This window comes from Vitiosangium sp. GDMCC 1.1324, from assembly GCF_003044305.1.
Classification (GTDB): Bacteria; Myxococcota; Myxococcia; order Myxococcales; family Myxococcaceae; genus Archangium.
The window spans coordinates 309,579-326,617 of record NZ_PZOX01000005.1 but is presented as its reverse complement, the minus strand read 5'-3'; the positions used below and the strand labels follow the sequence as shown (position 1 = coordinate 326,617).

The window sequence follows — 17,039 nt, the reverse complement described above, 5'->3', positions numbered from 1 at the left end:
AGCTTCAGGGGCGGGCGGCGGCGGACGAGCTGTCCAGGAACTCCTCCAGCTTCCAGGGCAGCGCGTCGAGGGCCGACTTGTCCAGCTCGAACAGGTCCTCGGACGAGCCGCGGGCCCACACACGCTCGGGGTTGCCCTTCACCTGGTTGCCAATCCACAGCCGGGCCATCACCTGGCCGGTGCTGTCCATCAGCGACACGCCCCGGGAGGTATCGCTGATGCCATAGCGGGCCCAGTTCTTCGTGCGGGACTCGCCGATGGCCGCGGCCTTGAGCTTCTCCAGCGAGCCCAGCAGCGAGGCCACCTTGAACTCCCGGGCCAGGCCGGGCATGGGGGCCACCACCTCCCACTTCCCGGAGTCCGGGGCCTTGGCCAGCGTGAGCGCCTCGCCGCCAGCGGACGGGTGGATGATGATCTGCCGCACGTCGTTGACCTGGAGCGCGAGCACCTTCTTGTCCTTGAACTCCCGCGCCTCGAGGTCCAGGACGTTGAGGGTGCCCGAGTCCACGACGGCGAGGACGCTCTCCGAGCCCCACTCGCTCAGCGCGAAGGACTGCTTCGCTCCGTCCAGCACCAGCTCGACCATGCGCACGTGCACGGGCGGGCCGATCTTGGGCGTGAGGGTGGCCTCCACCTGGGGCTTCTCCAGGGCCTTGCGCGCCTTGGCCTCCTGGGCCTCGTTGGGGAAGGTGAGGGCGGTGCGGAGCTTGAGATCCGAGATCATCTGCGCCACCCGCTCGGGATCCGCGCGCATCTTCTCCGGTTGGGTCAGCTGCCAGGGCTTGTCGGTGGTGGTGCGCTCGAGGGTGAGGGAGTTCTTGCGCGCCTTCACCTCGATGCGCAGGAGCGAGGGCTCCTCGACGGGGAACAGCTGGTGGTCACGCCATTCATGGGTGCTCTTCTGCAGCGCGAAGCGGAGCGCGCCACCGGCGAGGTACACGCGCGGGTCCCCTTCGCGGCGCAGGTACGCCGTGCCGTCGAAGACATTCTCGACGCCCATGTGGAAGGTCACCGAGTGCTGGCGTGCCGGATCGTCCTTCCCGCCGCCCTGCGCATCGGGCACGTAGGCGCGGGCCGTCACGATGGCGCGGGGCGGCTTCAGCCCATAGCGCTCCAGGTCCGCGTCGGTGGGGTTCTCGTCGAGGGTCGCCTTGAACTTCGCGGTGGCGATCTCGCTGATGAGGGTGCTCACCTGCATCTTGTCCGCGAGCGAGGACACCGGTGAGGTGACGCGCCAGACCCCGTCCTGGAGCTCCATCACCGTCTTCGATTGGGGCACCTCCACGGAGACCGAGGTGAAGACGGGAGCGGCGGGAGTGCCCGCGTCGGTGCCGCGCTCGGCGGGGGGGTTGACGGCGAAGAGCGTCTCATCCGCTTCCTTGCGCTGGGCCGTCTTCTCCTCCGGCTTCATCACGCCAAAGTACGCATAGAGCCCGAGCCCACCGGCCGCGGCGGCGGCGGCCAGCAACGAGACGAGGTTCTTCTGTTTGGCGTTCACTTGTTGCGCCTCGAGAGCCAGATGGCCAGCCCCACGCCGAGCAGCGACAGGGGCAGCACGTCGGTGGATACGAAACGGATGCGGTTGAGCATGTCCGTGTCGAGCTGGAGGGTGGAGGACGCCCGATCCGGAGGGCGGATGGTGACCTTGTCCGCCTGGGCGCTCGCCCAGCCGAAGGCGTTCATCACCAGGTTGCGGTTGCCCTCGTGGCCCCAGTTGGAGTTCAGGAGGATCTCCGAGTCACCCACCACCACGAGCCGGGCCTCGTCGTAGCGCTTGCCCGGGGCGCCCGAGGTGTTGCGCGTCGTGGCGGTCACCAGGGGGATCTGCCCGGTCCTCTCGCCCTCGGTGGGCGCCGGCTTGTCGTCGGGAGTCGTCTCCACCCAGCCGAAGGGCGAGGTCATGAGCACGGGCTCCACCTTCACGCCCTCGGCGAGTCCCTCGGTGCGCACGGTGAGGCCTCGCGCGGTGGGGAACTCGATGTTGAGCTGCCGCTGGCGCAGGGGCCGGGCAATCTCATGGTTGCCGTAGAAGAGCGAGAGGACGACGTAGGGGCTGCCGCTGTTGAACTGCGCGTCGGCGACCACGCCCTTGTCGATCTCCACACCGTACTCGGCGAGCAGCTTCGCCAGCTCGGCGCCCGGTTCGCCATAGGCCTCGGCGAAGTAGAGCAGCCGGCCGCCGGCGGCCAGGTACCTCCGCAGCGACTCCACCTCCGGCGGGCTGAAGGGGGCCTTGGAGCCCGCGATGACCACCAGCGGGGCGTTGGGAGGCACCGTGGTGCCGCCTGCGAGGTTGAGCTCCCGGGGGTTGTATCCCTCCTGGATGAGCTGCTGCTTCATCTCCGAGAGGCTCGTCATCCGGCCGCGCTGGCCCGGCACGGGCATCTGCCCCTCGAGCGGCCACTCACCGTGGCCGATGACGAAGTACACCTTCTGCTCGCTCACCCGGGTGAGCTTGAGCAGGGCGTTGGTGAGCTCCTGCTCGCTGATGATGTTGAGCGAGGTGTGCGACTCGCTGGAGCCCTCGCCGCGCGTGAGCACCACCGTCGTCTGGCCCTCGTGCAGCTCATACTTCGCGGCCAGGTCCGGGTGGCGGCGCGGATCCTTGAAGGAGTACTCGAAGGTGTCGGGGGATTCCGAGTGGTAGCGCTCGAAGGTGGCGTGCAGCGCCTCGTAGGAGGGGTGGTCCGTGGGGATGAAGCCGATGGCGCGCACCGGCTCCTTGAGGGCGTGGAGCGTGCTCACCGTCTGGGGCGAGAGCGTGAAGATCTTCTGCTCCGTCAGATCCCACCGCGTGTTCTTCTTCTGGGCGATGTAGTTGAGGGCCACCAGCGCGCCGAGCGCCACCAGCACCATCCCCGCGGTGCTGGCGAAGAAGAAGCTGGAGCGCCGCGAGGCGAACTGGCCGAACTGCTTGAAGTTGGTGGCGAAGTACAGACCCACGAGCACCAGGCCGGCCACCGCCTTGGTGGCGACGATGGGGATGGAGCCAGAGGTGAAGAAGAGGGTGAAGGGGCTGGAGAACAGCAGCAGCAGCCCGAACCCGCCCAGAATCTTGCCGATGTTGGCCGCTTTCATTGGCGTCCTCGAGGGGGGCACGTCAGGCCCAGCGCTGCGCCTCCACCGTGCGGTGGCTGAGCAGCAGGGAGAAGAAGATGACGGACACGAAGAAGACGGGCGTCTTGAGATCCAACACGCCGCGCATCATCCCCTGCAGCTGCGCGTCGAAGGACAGGTAGCTGATGAAGGAGCGCACGGGCTCCTCGGTGGCCTGCGCGAGCCCTCGCAGCATCATCCACGGCAGCAACACCGCGAAGGTCACCAGGGCGGCCACCATCTGGCTCTCCGTCAGCGTGGAGATGAACATGCCGACGGCCATACACGTGGCGCCCCACAGGAGCAGCCCGCCGTAGGCCAGGAGTACCGTGCCCCACTCCAGCACGGTGCCGGAGTCACTCTTTCCGAAGAGCGACAGCATCACCGGGAAGAAGATGGTGAGCCCCAGGGTGGTGGTGATGATGCCCAGGCCGCCCAGGTACTTGCCCAGGACGATCTCCACGGGCCGCACCGGCGCCGTCATCAGCAGCTCGAACGTCTTGTTGCGCTTCTCCTCGGCGAACAGCCGCATGGACAGGAAGGGCACCACGAAGAGCGTGATCATCATCACCGTGGACCAGAAGGGCACCATCACCCCGTCGGTGAGGTTGCGGAACTCCTGGGGGACGCGATCCCAGCCGAGCGTGCGCGCCATCTCCTGGGCACGCTGGAACTCGTAGAGGTAGCTGATGAAGAAGAACGACGCGATACCCAGCATCGCCGTGAAGACCGCGTAGGCCCACGGCGTGGTGAAGTAGATGGACAGTTCCTTGCGGGCGATCGCCAGCGCGGTGCGCATGGGTCCTCCGAAAACCGTGTGCGTGGGGACGCGCGGGCCTCAGGCCGCGGTCAGCTTGATGAAGATCTCCTCGAGCGACACGTTCTCCGCCTGGCCGCCGTGCACGCGCGCCAGCTTGCGGATGTCGTCGTACGCCACCACCCGGCCCTGGTTGATGATGAGGACCTTCTCACAGGTCATCGTCACCTCGGGGAGGATGTGGGTGGAGAGGATGACCGTGTGCTTGCCCGCCAGCCCCTTGATGAGGCCGCGCACCTCGGCGCGCTGGGCGGGATCCAACCCCTCGGTGGGCTCGTCGAGAATGAGTACCGGCGGGGAGCCGAGCAAGGCCTGGGCAATGCCCACGCGCTGCTTGTAGCCCTTGGACAGGTTCTGGATGACGCGGCCCATGACGTCGGAGACGCCCGTCAGGCCGCCCACCCGCTCCACCTCGGCGCGCAGGCCCCGGCCGGGCAGTCCCTTGAGCTCGGCCACGAACTTCAGGTACCCCACCACCGTCATCTCCGGGTACAGCGGCGGCGTCTCCGGCAGGTAGCCGATCCGCCGTTTGACCTCCAAGGGCTGCTCGAAGACATCGAAACCCGCCACGAGGGCCATCCCCTCGGAGGGAGGCAGGAACCCGGTGAGGATCTTCATCGTGGTGGATTTGCCCGCACCGTTGGGGCCGAGGAACCCGAGGATCTGCCCCTCGGCGACCGAGAAGTTCAGGTGATCCACCGCGACCCGTTCCCGGTATCGCTTGGTGAGGTTCTGCACCTCGATCATGGGCATGGGAAGGCTCCGTTCAGAAGCGCTCGACCGGCGGCCGATATAAAAGCTGGCTCTGGCCTGTCAAGGCAGGCAGGCGGGCATCGGGGACACTTCGGGGGATGCTGGCGAGCCTTGTGCATGAGGTGCTTCCAGTGTGTCTTGGCGGACACGGCCGACAGGTTACCTGTGACCTTCGTCGGCCCCTAGGAACAACGCAGCGGGTGCTTTATGCCGATCGTGGTGCAGAAGTACGGCGGCTCATCAGTCGCCGATGTGGAGAAGATCCGCAAGGTCGCACGCCGGGTGAAGGATACGCGCGATCGAGGCTACCAGGTGGTGGTGGTGGTGTCGGCCATGGGGGACACCACGGACGAACTGCTGGCGCTGGCCAAGCAGGTGTCGCCGGATCCGCCCCGGCGCGAGCTGGACATGTTGCTCACGTGCGGGGAGCGCATCTCCATGGCGTTGGTGTCCATGGCGCTGCAGGAGATGGGGGTGCCGGCCATCAGCTTCACGGGAAGCCAGAGCGGCATCATCACGAATGACGCGCACTCACAGGCGCGCATCGTGGAGGTGCGGCCCTACCGCATCCAGGACGAGCTGGCGCAGGGCAAGGTGGTCATCGTCGCGGGCTACCAGGGGGTCTCGTACAAGCGGGAGGTGACGACGCTGGGACGAGGGGGCTCGGACACGACGGCGGTGGCGCTGGCGGCGGCGTTGAGCGCGGAGTCGTGTGAGATCTACTCGGATGTGGACGGGGTGTTCAGCGCGGATCCACGGGTGGTGCCGGACGCGCGCAAGCTGGAGTCGCTGTCGTACGACGAGATGCAGGAACTGGCGAGCGCGGGGGCGAAGGTGCTCAACGCGCAGGCGGTGGAGTTCGCGAAGGCGAAGGGCATCGTCATCCTGGCGCGCACGGCGCATGCGGCGGGGAGTGGGACGGCGGTGCAGGAGCTGGTGGCGCCGACGGATACGCGGGTGAAGGGGGTGACGGCGGAGGCGGAGATGGCGGTGTTGTCGGCGGCGGTGGAGTCGGTGCGGGTGCCGGAGCTGCTGGAGTTCCTGGACGCGCGAGGGGTGCGCGGCAGGGCGCTGACGTTCGACGGGATGTTGGGGCGCGAGGGGAGGGCGTTCATCGCGGTGCCGTTGCAGGACGTGCACGGGCTGGAGGCGCTGAAGCGGGACGTGGGAGCGCGCTTCGGGGAGGCGGTGACGTTGCGGGAGGAGGTGGGGACGGTGACGGCGGTGGGGGCGGGGCTGAACGCGGACTGGAGCTACCTGCGCAGGGCCCTGGGGGTGGCGGAGGAGCTGGGGGCGCGGGTGCATGCAGTGCACACCTCGCCCCTGCAATTGACGTTGCTGGTGGACAAACAGCACCTGAAGCCACTGACGGCGCGGTTGCACCGGGAGTTCCTGGGGACCTGAGCCGCCCCAGGGGGCGGGCAGGGATGAGGGCTGTGACCTGAGCCACACACTCGCTGCGGATTCACCGGGGCCATTCCTCTGCTGGAGTACAATCACGGGCGAGGCCCCGGTGATTCGCGGAGGGAGGCATGCCCGGCAGGAAGTGGCCTCTGTGTGCGTTCGTGCTGTTCTTCGCCGGGGGCTGTCGCCATGGCGGGGGAGCCGTCCAGACGGTGAGGTGACTCATGGCGCACCCTGGGCTCGAGGAGTTGGTCGCGAAGTTTCAAGCTGCCCGGCATTCAGGTGACATCGCGAGGCCGAGCGAAGAGCAGATCCAGTTGCATCGTGAGCTGTTCGAGGCCTGTCCCGCGTTTACGCAGAACACCCTCTTCCTCGCATGGTTGATGCAACGACGGCTCTGGACCGCGGAGGATGATGGCAAGGCGCCCGAGGGGCCCTTCAAGGAGATCCAGCACCTGTTGGAGCAGGCCGTCCTGGGCTCGTATCGGAGCGCGTCCGCGTTGGTCGAACTTGGCTTCTTCCTGGACACCTATCGCGACTCTCCTCACGAGGCGGCGAAGCTCTACGAGGAAGGTGCCACCAAGGCCTCGGAGACGCTCAAGGATGCGTGGTGGGGGCTGCTCCGGTACTGGAATGCCGAGCGGACGAAAGAAACCCTGGAGAAGGCGCTCAAGCTGGGGGAGCTGGCGGAGAGGATGTTTCCGGACTCCCCTGAGATCATCGAGGAGGTGATGACGACGCGGCAGTACGCCGCTCGAGAAGGACTGCTCGAACCCAAGCAGCCCTGATGTGGCTCTCAGCGCCCCGGGCCGCGCATCCCACCCGGTGCCGGGCCCGGCCGGATGTCGAGCTCCTGCCGCATGCGGCGCTGATCCGGCGTCTCCTTCGGTAGCTCCACGAAGCTGCACATCTCGCACAGGCGGCTGTAGATGCGCTCGCCCACGCGCTCGCGCAGCAGCTCCATCTCGCGCACCGCGGTCTTCGCATCCTCGGTGGCGCGGTAGCCGCTCGGAGCCGCGGTCCGGGTGCTCTTGCGCTCCGGCTCCAGCGAGTAGTTCGTCGCGAAGAGCGTGGTGCGCCCCGCATTGTAGCGCCGGGCGATCAGCTCATCGAGCGTCTCCATCTCGAAGGGGCTGCCGCGCCCCTTGCCCAGCTCGTCGATGGCGAGCACCTCCACGTCCGACAGCGGGCCGATGATCTCCCCGCCGCTCTTGCCCTCCTGGAAGCCGCGCCGGATGGTGGCGTAGAGCAGGGAGATCTCCACGTACCGGGCCTCCAGTCCCACCTCGAGCACCAGGTGCTTGAGCGAGGCCACCAGCAGGTGGGTCTTCCCCGTGCCCACGGGGCCGCCGAGGATGAACCCCTTGTTCACCCCCGCCTTGTTGAACCTATAGGCGAAGTCCCGCGCGACGTTGAGCGCCAGGCCCTGTGCCGGGACGGCGGGCTGGTAGTTCTCGAAGCCCGCGTGCGACATCACTCCGGGAAGCCCCACTTCGTTGAACTGCGCCACCTTCTTCGCGCGGTGCTGGCATACGCAGGGCACCAGCACCTCGTAGCGCTTGGGGCCCACCTTGGCGCTGAAGGTCTCCTCGCGCACGTCATAGGAGAACCCGCGCCCGTCACAGATGCTGCACCGGACCGAGCACGTGCACACCCGCGCGTGCGCCCGGTCTCCGCGCCGCTCGATGACGTACGTCCGTCCCCCACACTCGCCACACACCTCGCCGATCGCCTTCGTGACCATGTCGCGAGGCCATAGCAGAGCCCCCTGACGCTCGTCAGCGGCTACACGGGCGTACACCCACCTTCTCTCTACGCGTCCATCAGCCCCAGCCGCCGGCGCACCACCGCCAGCAGCCGGAAGCGCCGGGCCAGCCGCCGGGCACGGAAGGACATGTACTGCTGATCCACGGCCTCCCCCCGCGCCGAGCGCCACAGCCCCCGCCGCTCGGAGAAGGGCAGGGCGCGCAGCAGCACCAGCCCCACGAGGGACTCCTGGGCCTCCATTCGCGCGAACTCGGTAGGCACCTCGTGCAGCACCGCCTCCATCAGCCGGTGGATCTGCGGTGCCAGCCCCGGCTCCCTCTCGGCGAGCCGCTCCAGCGAGGCCTGGAGTTGCGCGTGCCGCAGCTCCTCCCAGGAGCGGGTCCGGGCCGTGCGCCGGCTCCCCTCGCTGCCCGCGCCCGCCGAGCGCTCCCGGTGCTTCTTGATCTCCGCCTCCACCTGCTTGCGGCAGGCCCGGAGGCTGCGCAGCACGGGCTCTCCGGGCCGGGCGTCCCACAGCGCCTTCTCCGCCGAGCGGGCAATCCCCCGCGCCACCACCTCGAAGGGAACCCCCTGCTCGGCCCAGGACGTCAAAAGCTCCGCGTCCAGCGCGGACAGCATCAATCCGCTGCCGCGCATCGCGAGGAAGTAGTCCTGCACCAGCTCTTCGAAGCTGGCGCTCTCGGGCAGGAGGCTCATGTGGTGCTACATCTCCAGGTGGCCAGCCGGACGGCCGGGCGCAAGGCTCCCCCTTACCAGCCGGGGCTGACAGCGCAACGGGCGCGATGCTTTTCGCACAGCATTCCTGAAATCTTCCCGCTTCGGACCTGCCGAGCTGGCATACCCCCAAGGGGCTGTTGACCGGCCCCAACGCACCGCGCATAGTGCGCAGCCTTCCACATGGAAATTCCCGAAGAGTCCCGGACACTTGCCGAGCAGGCAAGGGGCCCGGCCGGAAGACCCCAGCAGAGGAAACCCATGCGCCGCACGCTCCTCCTCAGCCTCCTGCTCCTGGCCTCGGTTGCCCAAGCGCAGGACAAGAAAGCGCCGCGCGACGCCAACCTCGGCAAGAAGAGCTCCACTGCCGTGGTGGACAAGTCGCTCGCTGGCGACATCAGCCGCAAGAAGGAGAAGCAGGACAACGCTCCCGCTCTCCAGTACGACCAGTTCCGCCTCGGCGTGGAGACGCAGGTTGCCTCCAAGCGCCGCGAGCAGATCGAATCGCTCAAGAAGATCATCTCCCTGTCGGCGGACCCCAAGGAGCAGCCCTCGCTGCTCTTCCGCCTGGGTGAGCTGTACTGGGAGGAGTCGAAGTTCTACTTCTTCGAGGCGAACCGGAAGGATGACGAGCTCATCGAGGCGATGAACCGCGGTGACTCCGCGGGCCAGAGCCGCGCGAAGGCGGGCAAGGCCGAGCTGCTCACCCGGCAGAAGCAGTACGGCAAGCTCGCGCTCGAGCAGTACACGAAGATCGTCCAGGAGTACCCGGACTTCGAGCGCTCGGACGAGGTGCTCTTCTTCCTCGGCACGTACCTGATGGAGGACGGCCAGGACCGCAAGGCGCTGGTGGCCTTCAAGCGCCTGGTGGAGAAGCACCCGAAGTCCAAGTACATCCCCGACGCCTACCTGGCCTTCGGCGAGTACTACTTCAACAACTCGAAGGGGAAGCGGCCGGAGCTGGAGAAGGCGCTCGCCGCCTACAAGAAGGCCGCCGAGTTCCCCGAGAGCCAGGTGTACGCCTTCGCGCTCTACAAGCAGGGCTGGTGCTACTTCAACCTCGCCGACTATCCGAACGCCAAGGACAAGTGGAAGGCGGTGGTGCTCTACGGCGAGCTGGCCGGCGAGAAGAACGTGGAGAAGGACGGCAAGGGCAAGAAGGGCAGCTCGCTGGTTCGCGAGGCTCGCACCGACTACGTCCGCGCCTATGCGCGCGAGGGCGACGTGATGCTCGCCCGCGAGGACTTCTCCAAGGTCGCCACCAATCCGGATGACCGGTTCGCGATGATGCGGACCCTGGCGAACATGTACTACGGCGATGGTAAGGACCGCGAGGCGGCCATCACCTACAACTCCCTCATCAAGGAGAAGCCCCTGTCGCCCGAGGCTCCGGGCTTCCAGGGCCGCATCGTCGACATCGTCCTTCGCATGGGCAACAAGGATCGCACCGTCACCCAGGTGCGCCGGCTCGTGAAGATCATGAAGGACGTCGAGGGCTCCGGCGTCATCAAGGAGGAGAAGGACAAGAAGGCGCTCGCGGAGGCCAAGGATCTGGCCGAGCGCACCCTGTCCAACCTGGCCGTCACCTGGCACAACGAGGCGAAGAAGACGCGCGAGGAGGCCACGTTCGGCTACGCCGACATGATCTACCAGGACTACCTCACGCTCTTCCCGGACAACCCCAAGGCGTACGACCTGCGCTTCTTCTGGGCGGAACTGCTCAACGACAACCTGCAGAAGTACGACAAGGCCGCCGCCAACTACACGCTGGTGACGTTGCAGGACGTGAAGATCCTGGAGGCCAAGGACGAGAAGGGCAACCCCAAGCCGGGCAAGCCGGGCAAGTGGCTCAACAACGCCGCGTACAACGCCGTGCTCGCCTATGACGAGATGGTGAAGGACGCCGAGGCCAAGGGGCTCTTCAAGACCGAGGAGGCCAAGGACGTCCGCAAGAAGGCCACCATCCCGCAGGCCAAGAAGGACCTGCTGGAGGCCTGCGAGCGCTACCTCAAGTACGTGACCAAGGGCGACAAGCGGGTGGAGATCGCCTTCAAGGCGGCCAACATCTACTACCGCCACAACCACTTCGACGAGGCGGTGCTGCGCTTCAGCGAGATCGCGCTGGGCTACCCGGACTACAAGTTCGAGACCGGCGAGCGCGCGGGCGAGGTGGCCGCCAACCTGGTGCTCGACTCGTACAACCTGGTCGAGGACTGGTCCAAGGTGAACGAGTGGGCGCGGCGCTTCTACAACAACGACAAGCTCGCCAGCGGCAAGTTCCGCGAGGAGCTCTCCAAGGTCATCGAGCAGTCGGCCTTCAAGCTGGTGAGCCAGCTCGAGGCGAAGAACCAGTTCGGCAAGGCGGCCGAGGCCTACCTGTCCTTCGTGGCGGACTTCCCGCAGACGGAGATCGCCGACGTGGCGCTCTTCAACGCCTCGGTGGACTACTACAAGGCGAAGATGCTGGATAAGGCCATCCAGGTCCGCCAGCGCATCATCGAGCAGTACCCGTCCTCGCGCTTCGTGCCCGAGTGCATCTACAACAACGCGGAGGCGCTGGAGGCCATTGGTGACTTCCAGGAGTCCGCAGACGTGTACGAGCAGTACGTGCGCGGCTACGAGGCCAGCCTGGCCGGTGGTGGCAAGGCGGTGGTCCGTGCGGCTCCCGCTCACGCCGCCAAGAAGGGCAAGGCGGGCAAGGGTGGCAAGGGCAAGGCCGCCGCCGTGGTGGTGTCCGACAAGCCCGGTCAGCCTCAGAAGTGGGAGGAGTCCAAGGCGCAGGTGGCGCTCTTCAACGCGGCCACCTACCGCGAGGGGCTCGCCCAGTACAAGCAGGCACTGGCTCTGCGCGAGCGCTACCTGACGCTGTGGCCCAAGGCCAAGGACGCCGAGGACATCCTCCTGTCCATCATCACCCTGCACGACAAGATGGGGAACTTCTACAAGGCCATCGCCCAGCTCGAGGAGTACGAGCGCCAGTACATGCGCAGCCCGAGCAAGTTCCTCATGGCCGAGGGCCGCATCGTCGACATCTACGAGAACAAGGTCCGCAAGCCCAAGGACACCGAGCGCCTCTACAACCGCATCCTCGACTACTACGAGAAGCTGCCGCGCCGCATCCAGCAGTCGCTCGAGAAGCCGGCGCTGGAGGCCGTGGGCCGTGCCCAGTACCGCAGCGTGGAGCCGGACTTCCAGTTCTACTCCCGCCTCAAGCTCACCTGGGGCCGTCCGCCCAGCCCGGACAAGCTCAAGGGCTCCATCAAGGAGAAGAACGACTCGCGCGCCGTGGTGGAGAAGAAGTACGTGCAGACGGTGCAGATCGGCGCGGCCGAGCCCGCCATCTGCGCCCTCAACCGCATCGGGCAGATCTACGACAACTTCGCGGACAAGATCTCCAACGCGCCCATGCCCCCGGGCATCGACGAGGAGACCGAGAACGCGCTGCGCGACGAGTTCAGCAACCAGGCCCAGCCCCTCAAGGACAGCGCCACGGAGGCCTTCTCCAACGCCGTGGCCAAGAGCCGGGAGCTGGACGTGTTCAACAACTGCGCGGCCGAGAGTCTGAAGATGCTGCGTGACACCTACCGCCCGGAGCAGTTCCCGACGATGTTCGAGGAGAAGGTCGCCCTCTCCAAGGGTCGGGATCTGGCCATCGGCGGGGACGTGCTCGCCGCCATCCAGGACGTGCCGCCGCCCGTCGTCGAGACGGCCACGGCCGATCAGGGCAAGACCCAGGAAGCGGCCGAGGATGTCTCGGATCTGGCCAAGCGGCTCCAGCAGCAGACGGCCACCCAGGTCGATGGCCCGTCCGCTCCCACCAAGGAAGGCACGCCGAAGAAGGCCGGGACGGATGAGCAGGAGCCGGAGGACTTCCTCTAATGAATCGCACCCCCATGACGCGCTCACTCCTCGTGGCCGCGCTCGCGGCGCTGTTCGCCGCGGGCTGCACCAGCACCACAGCTGCCGGTCCCGGCACCGGTACCAACACCCCGGGTGGCAAGACGGGCTCGACCAGCAAGCCCAATGAGCCGGTGTCCATCTCCAACCGCGCCAAGCTCCTCTTCGAGGACGCGCTCGGTGCGTTCGATGCCCAGAAGAAGGCCGGCGCCTTCGACTACCCGTCGCTCGAGCGCAAGTTCAAGGCCGCGCTGGACGCGGATCCGAACGTCGCCGAGGCCGAGTACAACCTGGGTGTCATCGCCGAGCGCCAGGGCAACCAGCAGGAGGCGGTCGCCCGCTACCAGGCCGCCCTCAAGAAGAAGCCCACGCTGCGCCAGGCCTCGGAGAACTTGGCAGTGATCGCCCAGAACTCGGGCGACGTCGCCGGCGCGGTCTCCATCTACCAGGGCGTGCTGAAGATCTACCCGGACGACGCCAGCAGCCGCGCCCGTCTGGCGGAGATCTACCGGCAGACCGGCGACCACGACAAGGCGATGGAGTTCGCTCGCGCCGCCCTCATGCGCGAGCCCCAGTCCGTCACCGCCTACAAGGTGATGATGCGCAGCTACCTGGAGCGCAAGCAGCTTGCCATGGCCAAGCTGGTGGCGCTGCGCGCGCTCAAGATCGACCAGAACGATCCCGAGCTGCACCACACTATCGGCCTCATCCTCCAGCAGGAGGAGAAGAAGGACGAGGCCCGTGCCGAGTTCAAGCGCGCCGTCGAGGCCCGCGCCGACTACGTGCCCTCGCACGTGATGCTGGCGCAGCTGGCGCTCGAGGTGGAGAACTACCCCACGGCCGAGGCGCACCTGCGCCGCATCCTCCAGGCCGACAGCAAGAACGCCGCCGCGCACCTCGATCTCGGCATCGCCTACAAGGGCCAGGGCCAGTTCGACAAGGCCATGCAGGAGTACGACGAGGCGGAGAAGCTCGATCCGAAGATGGCCGCCATCTACTTCAACCGTGGCGTCCTCCTGCACCGCAACAAGGGCGCTCCGGACCGGGCCATCGAGCTGTACCGCAAGTACATCGCCCTCTCTGGTGGCGAGGTGGCCCTCAACGCCGAGCACCCCATCTTCGGGCTGCTGCGCGAGGCGGAGTCCATCGTCCAGGCCCAGAAGGAAGCCCAGCTCCAGGAGGAGCAGGCCAAGAAGCTCGAGGAGCTCCAGAAGCAGCAGCAGGAGCTGATGAAGGCCGAGGAGGGCAAGCAGGGCGCGGTACCCGCCACGGGCACCAACGCCCCGGCTCCGGCTCAGCCTGCCGGCGCCACCCAGCCCGCAGGTGCCACTCAGCCCGCGGGTGCCACTCAGCAGCCCGCCGCCAACCCGCCGCCCGCTCCGGCTCAGCCGAAGCAGCCGGCCAACGCGCCCCAGCAGAAGAATCCAGCCAAGACGGATTCCAACGAGCCGTCGGACGAGCTCTTCTAGCAGGTGGCAGTGGCGAGGGTGGGGGGATTGATGCGAACCTTCGTCCGCTGGCGCCGGAATCCGGCGATGGCGGACGTAATGCGGAACCCCGGTGGGGGGAACCGCTCGGAGGCAGTCATGCGGAAGCTCCTGATGTTGTGCGTGGTGTTCGCCGTGGGCCCGGCGCTTGCCCAGGATGAGGGTGAGAGCGCGCCCGTGCGCAAGGAGTCGGGTGGTGGTGGCAAGGGCCAGAAGGGCCCGCAGACCATCGACTTCGAGGACGACACCATCGAGGGCGACCTCACCAAGCCGGACGGCGAGTACGTCGAGGCGCGCAAGAAGGTCCAGCACTCCAACCTGATCCGCGTCCGCGAGGACTTCGAGGACAAGGTGATGCAGTCGGTGGGAGAGCTCTGAAAAATCGTTGGGAACCCACCGACGCCCGCGTTGTCCTAGAGATCGCCGAAACCCAACTGGGGAATTTCCATGCCCGTCCCTTTGACACTCAAGGTCTTCAAGGGTGACACGCTCGTCACCACGAAGGACTTCGAGCGAGACATCATCAAGATTGGCCGCCTCGCCTCGGCGCACCTGTGCCTGGACGACGAGAAGGTCAGCCGCATCCACTCCGTCATCGAGGTGGCCGCCGACGGCAGCCTGTCCATCATCGACATGGGCAGCGTCGAGGGCACCTACGTCAACGGCAAGCGGGTCAACAAGGGCCAGCTGTCCTTCGGCGACGAGATCAAGGTCGGTGGCACCACCATCCGCCTGGACAACCCCGCCGCCGTTGCCGCGGTGAACCTGGCCTCGGCCGCCGCGAGTGCCGCGCCCGCCCCGGCGGCCGCGGTGCCGGAGGTTTCCCTGGCCGCGGGCCTCGCCCAGACTGCGGCGGCTCCGGCTCCGGCCGCGACTCCCGCTCCCGTGGCGGTGGCACAGCAGCCGGTGGCCGCTCCCGTGCAGAAGGCGGCCGCGCAGCCGGTGGCCGCTCCCATGGCCGAGGCTCCGGCCGCCGAGCCCGCTCCGCGCGTGCGCCGGGTGGCTCGCAAGGGCAGCGGTCCGCTCGGGCTGGGCCTGCACTTCATGTGGGGCGACCAGCGCGTGGGCGAGTTCTTCCTCCCGCCGGGCAAGAAGCAGTCCTTCACGGTGGGCAGCGCCAAGGGCGTCAACTTCATCATGGGTGACGCGAAGCTGGGCGGCGAGCGCTTCGAGGTGGTGCGCACGGACGGCCAGTCCTTCACGGTGCTCTTCACCGGCAAGATGAAGGGCGAGCTCACCCGCAAGGGCGAGACCACGGACCTCAAGGCCGTCATCGAGTCCGGCAAGGCCAACCACGAGGGCGAGGCCTACGCGCTCACCCTGAAGGAGGAGGACTTCCTCTCGGTGGACCTGGGCGGCGTGACGCTGGAGGCCGTCTTCGAGTCCGTGCCCAAGCGCGCCTTCGCGCCGCTGGGCGAGGCGGTGGACTTCTCCGTCGTCAACATCTTCCTGGTGATGTTCTTCCTCGCGTCGATGTTCGTCATCAGCGCGGCCAACCATGCCGCGGCGGGTGACGAGTACGCGGACGAGCTGGCGGGCAGCGACTCGCGCATCGCCAAGCTCATCGTCAAGGCGCCCGACACGCAGAAGAACAAGTTCCTGGAGAAGCTCAACCAGCAGAAGGCGGAGAAGCAGGCCGAGAAGGCCGCCAAGGCGAAGAAGGAAGAAGGGCAGATGGGGAAGAAGGAAGCCCCCAAGCAGCCCGCCCACGCCACCTCCCAGGGCAAGCCCGACAAGAAGGAAGCGGCCAAGAACATGGCGGCGAAGATCTTCGGCGGGAAGGGTGGCGCCGCGAGCCTCTTCGGCGGCGGCGGCCTGGGCGGTGACCTGAAGAGCGCCATGGGCAACATGTTCGGCGCCAAGGGCGGCGCCGCTGGCGGCTTCGGCGGCCTCGGTCTGCGCGGCGGCGGCGGCGGCGGCGGTGGTGGCGGTGAGACCGTCGGCATCGGCGCGGTCGGCACCAAGGGCCGTGGCGGCGGCATGGGTGGTTACGGCTCGGCCGTGGGCGGCCTGGGTGGCAAGCAGAGCGTGGACGTGGGCATCGCGGCCGAGGACGCCACGGTGACCGGCTCGCTCGACAAGGAGCTCATCCGCCAGGTCATCCAGCGCAACAAGGGGCAGATCCGCTTCTGCTACGAGAGCCTGCTCAACCGCTTCCCCAAGCTGGGCGGCAAGGTGTCCATCCGCTTCACCATCGCCTCCGAGGGCAACGTGGTCACCTCCTCGGTGGCCCAGTCCACCGCGGGCAACGCCGAGCTGGAGCAGTGCGTGGCCGGCCGCGTGCGCACCTGGTCCTTCCCCAAGCCCAAGGGCGGTGGCTCGGTGGTGGTCACCTATCCGTTCATCTTCAAGGCGGCCGGCGAGTAGTCGCTCCCGCTGAGTGAAAACGTTCAGGTGGGCGGTTCCGCTTCGGCGGGGCCGCCCATCTTGCTTTTTGGCGCTGGCGTCTCCGTGCTCCTGGGCTAACGTCCGCCCCCGCATGAAAGCCCTCCGCCCATTTGTCTTTTGCGCCGCACTGGCTCTCCCCGCGCTCGCCAACGCGCAGGCCGCCGGTGACAGGCCGGCCGAGACCTTCGAGGAGATCGAGCGCGGCCTCTACTTCTCTGTGCTCGGTGGCCCCTTCTTCATCGTGAACCCCCCGGCCTCCTCGGGTCCGCGGCCCTTCTCTCCTGGACAGATGGCCCAGGTGGAGGTGGGCGTGGACATTGGCGAGCGCCTGTCCATTGGCGCCTTCCTGATGGGGGCCTCCAACCGGGCCGGTTCGGACTACGTGGGGAACTCGGGAGGCGCGGCCTCTGGAGACTTCTCCACGCTGGTGCCCGGCGCGCTGGCCCGTGTCCACCTCGTGGGCTTCGCCGATTCCCAGGACGTCAAGCGGACGTGGCTCTATGTCCGCGGCGGGGCCGGCTACGCCATCTTCAGGCCGAAGCAGCTCCTGCCTGACTCCGACATTCTGGTATTCGCCGGACCGGGACTGGAGTACTACACACGCCTTCGCCACTTCTCGGTGGGTGTCGAGGTGACGGGGAGCCTCTTCGTCAAGTCTCAGTCATTCGGGTTCGCGGTGACGCCGAACCTTCGCTACGCGTTCTAGCGGGAGAAAC

The 17,039-nt window shown here is 67.4% G+C and carries 14 protein-coding genes; 7 read left to right on the top strand and 7 right to left on the bottom strand.

Translation table 11 applies throughout. The features are described 5' to 3' along the window. Positions 1-4: 4 nt before the first annotated feature. Genes DAT35_RS17285 through DAT35_RS17270 form a run of 4 tightly spaced genes read right to left on the bottom strand, consistent with a single transcriptional unit; the run spans position 5 to position 4,666 of the window. Positions 5-1,498, bottom strand: coding sequence for a DUF4340 domain-containing protein (locus DAT35_RS17285; protein ID WP_108068133.1), 1,494 nt, complete (start codon positions 1,496-1,498; stop codon positions 5-7). Beyond that, positions 1,495-3,078, bottom strand: a complete 1,584-nt coding sequence (locus DAT35_RS17280) for a GldG family protein (RefSeq protein ID WP_108068132.1) — start codon at positions 3,076-3,078, stop codon at positions 1,495-1,497. The genes DAT35_RS17285 and DAT35_RS17280 overlap by 4 nt, the downstream gene beginning before the upstream one ends. A 22-nt stretch (positions 3,079-3,100) precedes the next feature. Then, positions 3,101-3,895, bottom strand: a complete 795-nt coding sequence (locus tag DAT35_RS17275) for an ABC transporter permease (RefSeq protein WP_108068131.1) — start codon at positions 3,893-3,895, stop codon at positions 3,101-3,103. Between the two features lie 39 nt (positions 3,896-3,934). Next, positions 3,935-4,666 carry an ABC transporter ATP-binding protein gene (locus DAT35_RS17270; protein ID WP_233261523.1) on the bottom strand — a complete coding sequence of 244 codons (732 nt, stop codon included), beginning with the start codon at positions 4,664-4,666 and terminating at the stop codon, positions 3,935-3,937. A gap of 207 nt (positions 4,667-4,873) precedes the next feature. On the opposite strand from DAT35_RS17270, the gene DAT35_RS17265 reads away from it, so the two are divergent. Together DAT35_RS17265 and DAT35_RS17260 are read left to right on the top strand one after the other, a co-directional pair. Further along, positions 4,874-6,070, top strand: a complete 1,197-nt coding sequence (locus tag DAT35_RS17265; protein ID WP_108068130.1) for an aspartate kinase — start codon at positions 4,874-4,876, stop codon at positions 6,068-6,070. Between the two features lie 224 nt (positions 6,071-6,294). Then, positions 6,295-6,858, top strand: coding sequence for a hypothetical protein (locus DAT35_RS17260; protein WP_108068129.1), 564 nt, complete (start codon positions 6,295-6,297; stop codon positions 6,856-6,858). A gap of 8 nt (positions 6,859-6,866) precedes the next feature. Here the strand turns inward: DAT35_RS17260 and DAT35_RS17255 are convergent, their stop codons facing one another. Next, on the bottom strand, positions 6,867-7,814 hold the full coding sequence (locus DAT35_RS17255) for an ATP-binding protein (protein ID WP_108068128.1): 948 nt from the start codon (positions 7,812-7,814) through the stop codon (positions 6,867-6,869). A 68-nt stretch (positions 7,815-7,882) separates the two neighbouring features. Further along, entirely contained in the window at positions 7,883-8,533 is a 651-nt protein-coding gene (locus DAT35_RS17250) for a hypothetical protein (protein WP_108068127.1), read from the bottom strand. A 279-nt stretch (positions 8,534-8,812) separates the two neighbouring features. Here DAT35_RS17250 and DAT35_RS17245 point away from each other — a divergent pair, with 279 nt between their 5' ends. Beyond that, complete coding sequence (locus DAT35_RS17245) at positions 8,813-12,430, top strand: tetratricopeptide repeat protein (RefSeq protein ID WP_199242919.1); 3,618 nt, start codon at positions 8,813-8,815, stop codon at positions 12,428-12,430. Next, complete coding sequence (gltE, locus tag DAT35_RS17240; protein WP_108068125.1) at positions 12,430-13,917, top strand: adventurous gliding motility TPR repeat lipoprotein GltE; 1,488 nt, start codon at positions 12,430-12,432, stop codon at positions 13,915-13,917. The genes DAT35_RS17245 and gltE overlap by 1 nt, the downstream gene beginning before the upstream one ends. Here the strand turns inward: gltE and DAT35_RS61810 are convergent. Further along, positions 13,914-14,036 (bottom strand): hypothetical protein, encoded by a 123-nt coding sequence (locus tag DAT35_RS61810; protein WP_255415182.1) that lies wholly within the window; start codon positions 14,034-14,036, stop codon positions 13,914-13,916. The genes gltE and DAT35_RS61810 overlap by 4 nt on opposite strands. On the opposite strand from DAT35_RS61810, the gene cglF reads away from it, so the two are divergent. The 3 genes from cglF (at position 14,035) to cglE (ending at position 17,029) form a co-directional block, all read left to right on the top strand. After that, the gene (gene cglF / locus DAT35_RS17235; RefSeq protein WP_108068124.1) at positions 14,035-14,313 is read left to right on the top strand and encodes an adventurous gliding motility protein CglF; all 279 of its coding nucleotides are present in this window, start codon (positions 14,035-14,037) and stop codon (positions 14,311-14,313) included. The two genes, DAT35_RS61810 and cglF, sit on opposite strands and share 2 nt — an antisense overlap. Before the next feature lie 69 nt (positions 14,314-14,382). Then, entirely contained in the window at positions 14,383-16,302 is a 1,920-nt protein-coding gene (gene gltG, locus DAT35_RS17230; RefSeq protein ID WP_108068123.1) for an adventurous gliding motility protein GltG, read from the top strand. A gap of 112 nt (positions 16,303-16,414) precedes the next feature. Next, complete coding sequence (cglE, locus tag DAT35_RS17225) at positions 16,415-17,029, top strand: adventurous gliding motility protein CglE (protein WP_108068122.1); 615 nt, start codon at positions 16,415-16,417, stop codon at positions 17,027-17,029. Positions 17,030-17,039 lie beyond the last annotated feature (10 nt).

Excerpts from the sequence above, each read along its gene's own strand:
- DAT35_RS17280 (WP_108068132.1), bottom strand. The coding sequence starts at position 3,078 with ATGAAAGCGGCCAACATCGGCAAGATTCTGGGCGGGTTCGGGCTGCTG.
- DAT35_RS17275 (WP_108068131.1), bottom strand. The coding sequence starts at position 3,895 with ATGCGCACCGCGCTGGCGATCGCCCGCAAGGAACTGTCCATCTACTTC.
- DAT35_RS17270 (WP_233261523.1), bottom strand. The coding sequence starts at position 4,666 with ATGCCCATGATCGAGGTGCAGAACCTCACCAAGCGATACCGGGAACGG.
- DAT35_RS17265 (WP_108068130.1), top strand. The coding sequence starts at position 4,874 with ATGCCGATCGTGGTGCAGAAGTACGGCGGCTCATCAGTCGCCGATGTG.
- DAT35_RS17260 (WP_108068129.1), top strand. The coding sequence starts at position 6,295 with ATGGCGCACCCTGGGCTCGAGGAGTTGGTCGCGAAGTTTCAAGCTGCC.
- DAT35_RS17255 (WP_108068128.1), bottom strand. The coding sequence starts at position 7,814 with ATGGTCACGAAGGCGATCGGCGAGGTGTGTGGCGAGTGTGGGGGACGG.
- DAT35_RS17250 (WP_108068127.1), bottom strand. The coding sequence starts at position 8,533 with ATGAGCCTCCTGCCCGAGAGCGCCAGCTTCGAAGAGCTGGTGCAGGAC.
- DAT35_RS17245 (WP_199242919.1), top strand. The coding sequence starts at position 8,813 with ATGCGCCGCACGCTCCTCCTCAGCCTCCTGCTCCTGGCCTCGGTTGCC.
- gltE (WP_108068125.1), top strand. The coding sequence starts at position 12,430 with ATGAATCGCACCCCCATGACGCGCTCACTCCTCGTGGCCGCGCTCGCG.
- cglF (WP_108068124.1), top strand. The coding sequence starts at position 14,035 with ATGCGGAAGCTCCTGATGTTGTGCGTGGTGTTCGCCGTGGGCCCGGCG.
- DAT35_RS61810 (WP_255415182.1), bottom strand. The coding sequence starts at position 14,036 with ATGACTGCCTCCGAGCGGTTCCCCCCACCGGGGTTCCGCATTACGTCC.
- gltG (WP_108068123.1), top strand. The coding sequence starts at position 14,383 with ATGCCCGTCCCTTTGACACTCAAGGTCTTCAAGGGTGACACGCTCGTC.
- cglE (WP_108068122.1), top strand. The coding sequence starts at position 16,415 with ATGAAAGCCCTCCGCCCATTTGTCTTTTGCGCCGCACTGGCTCTCCCC.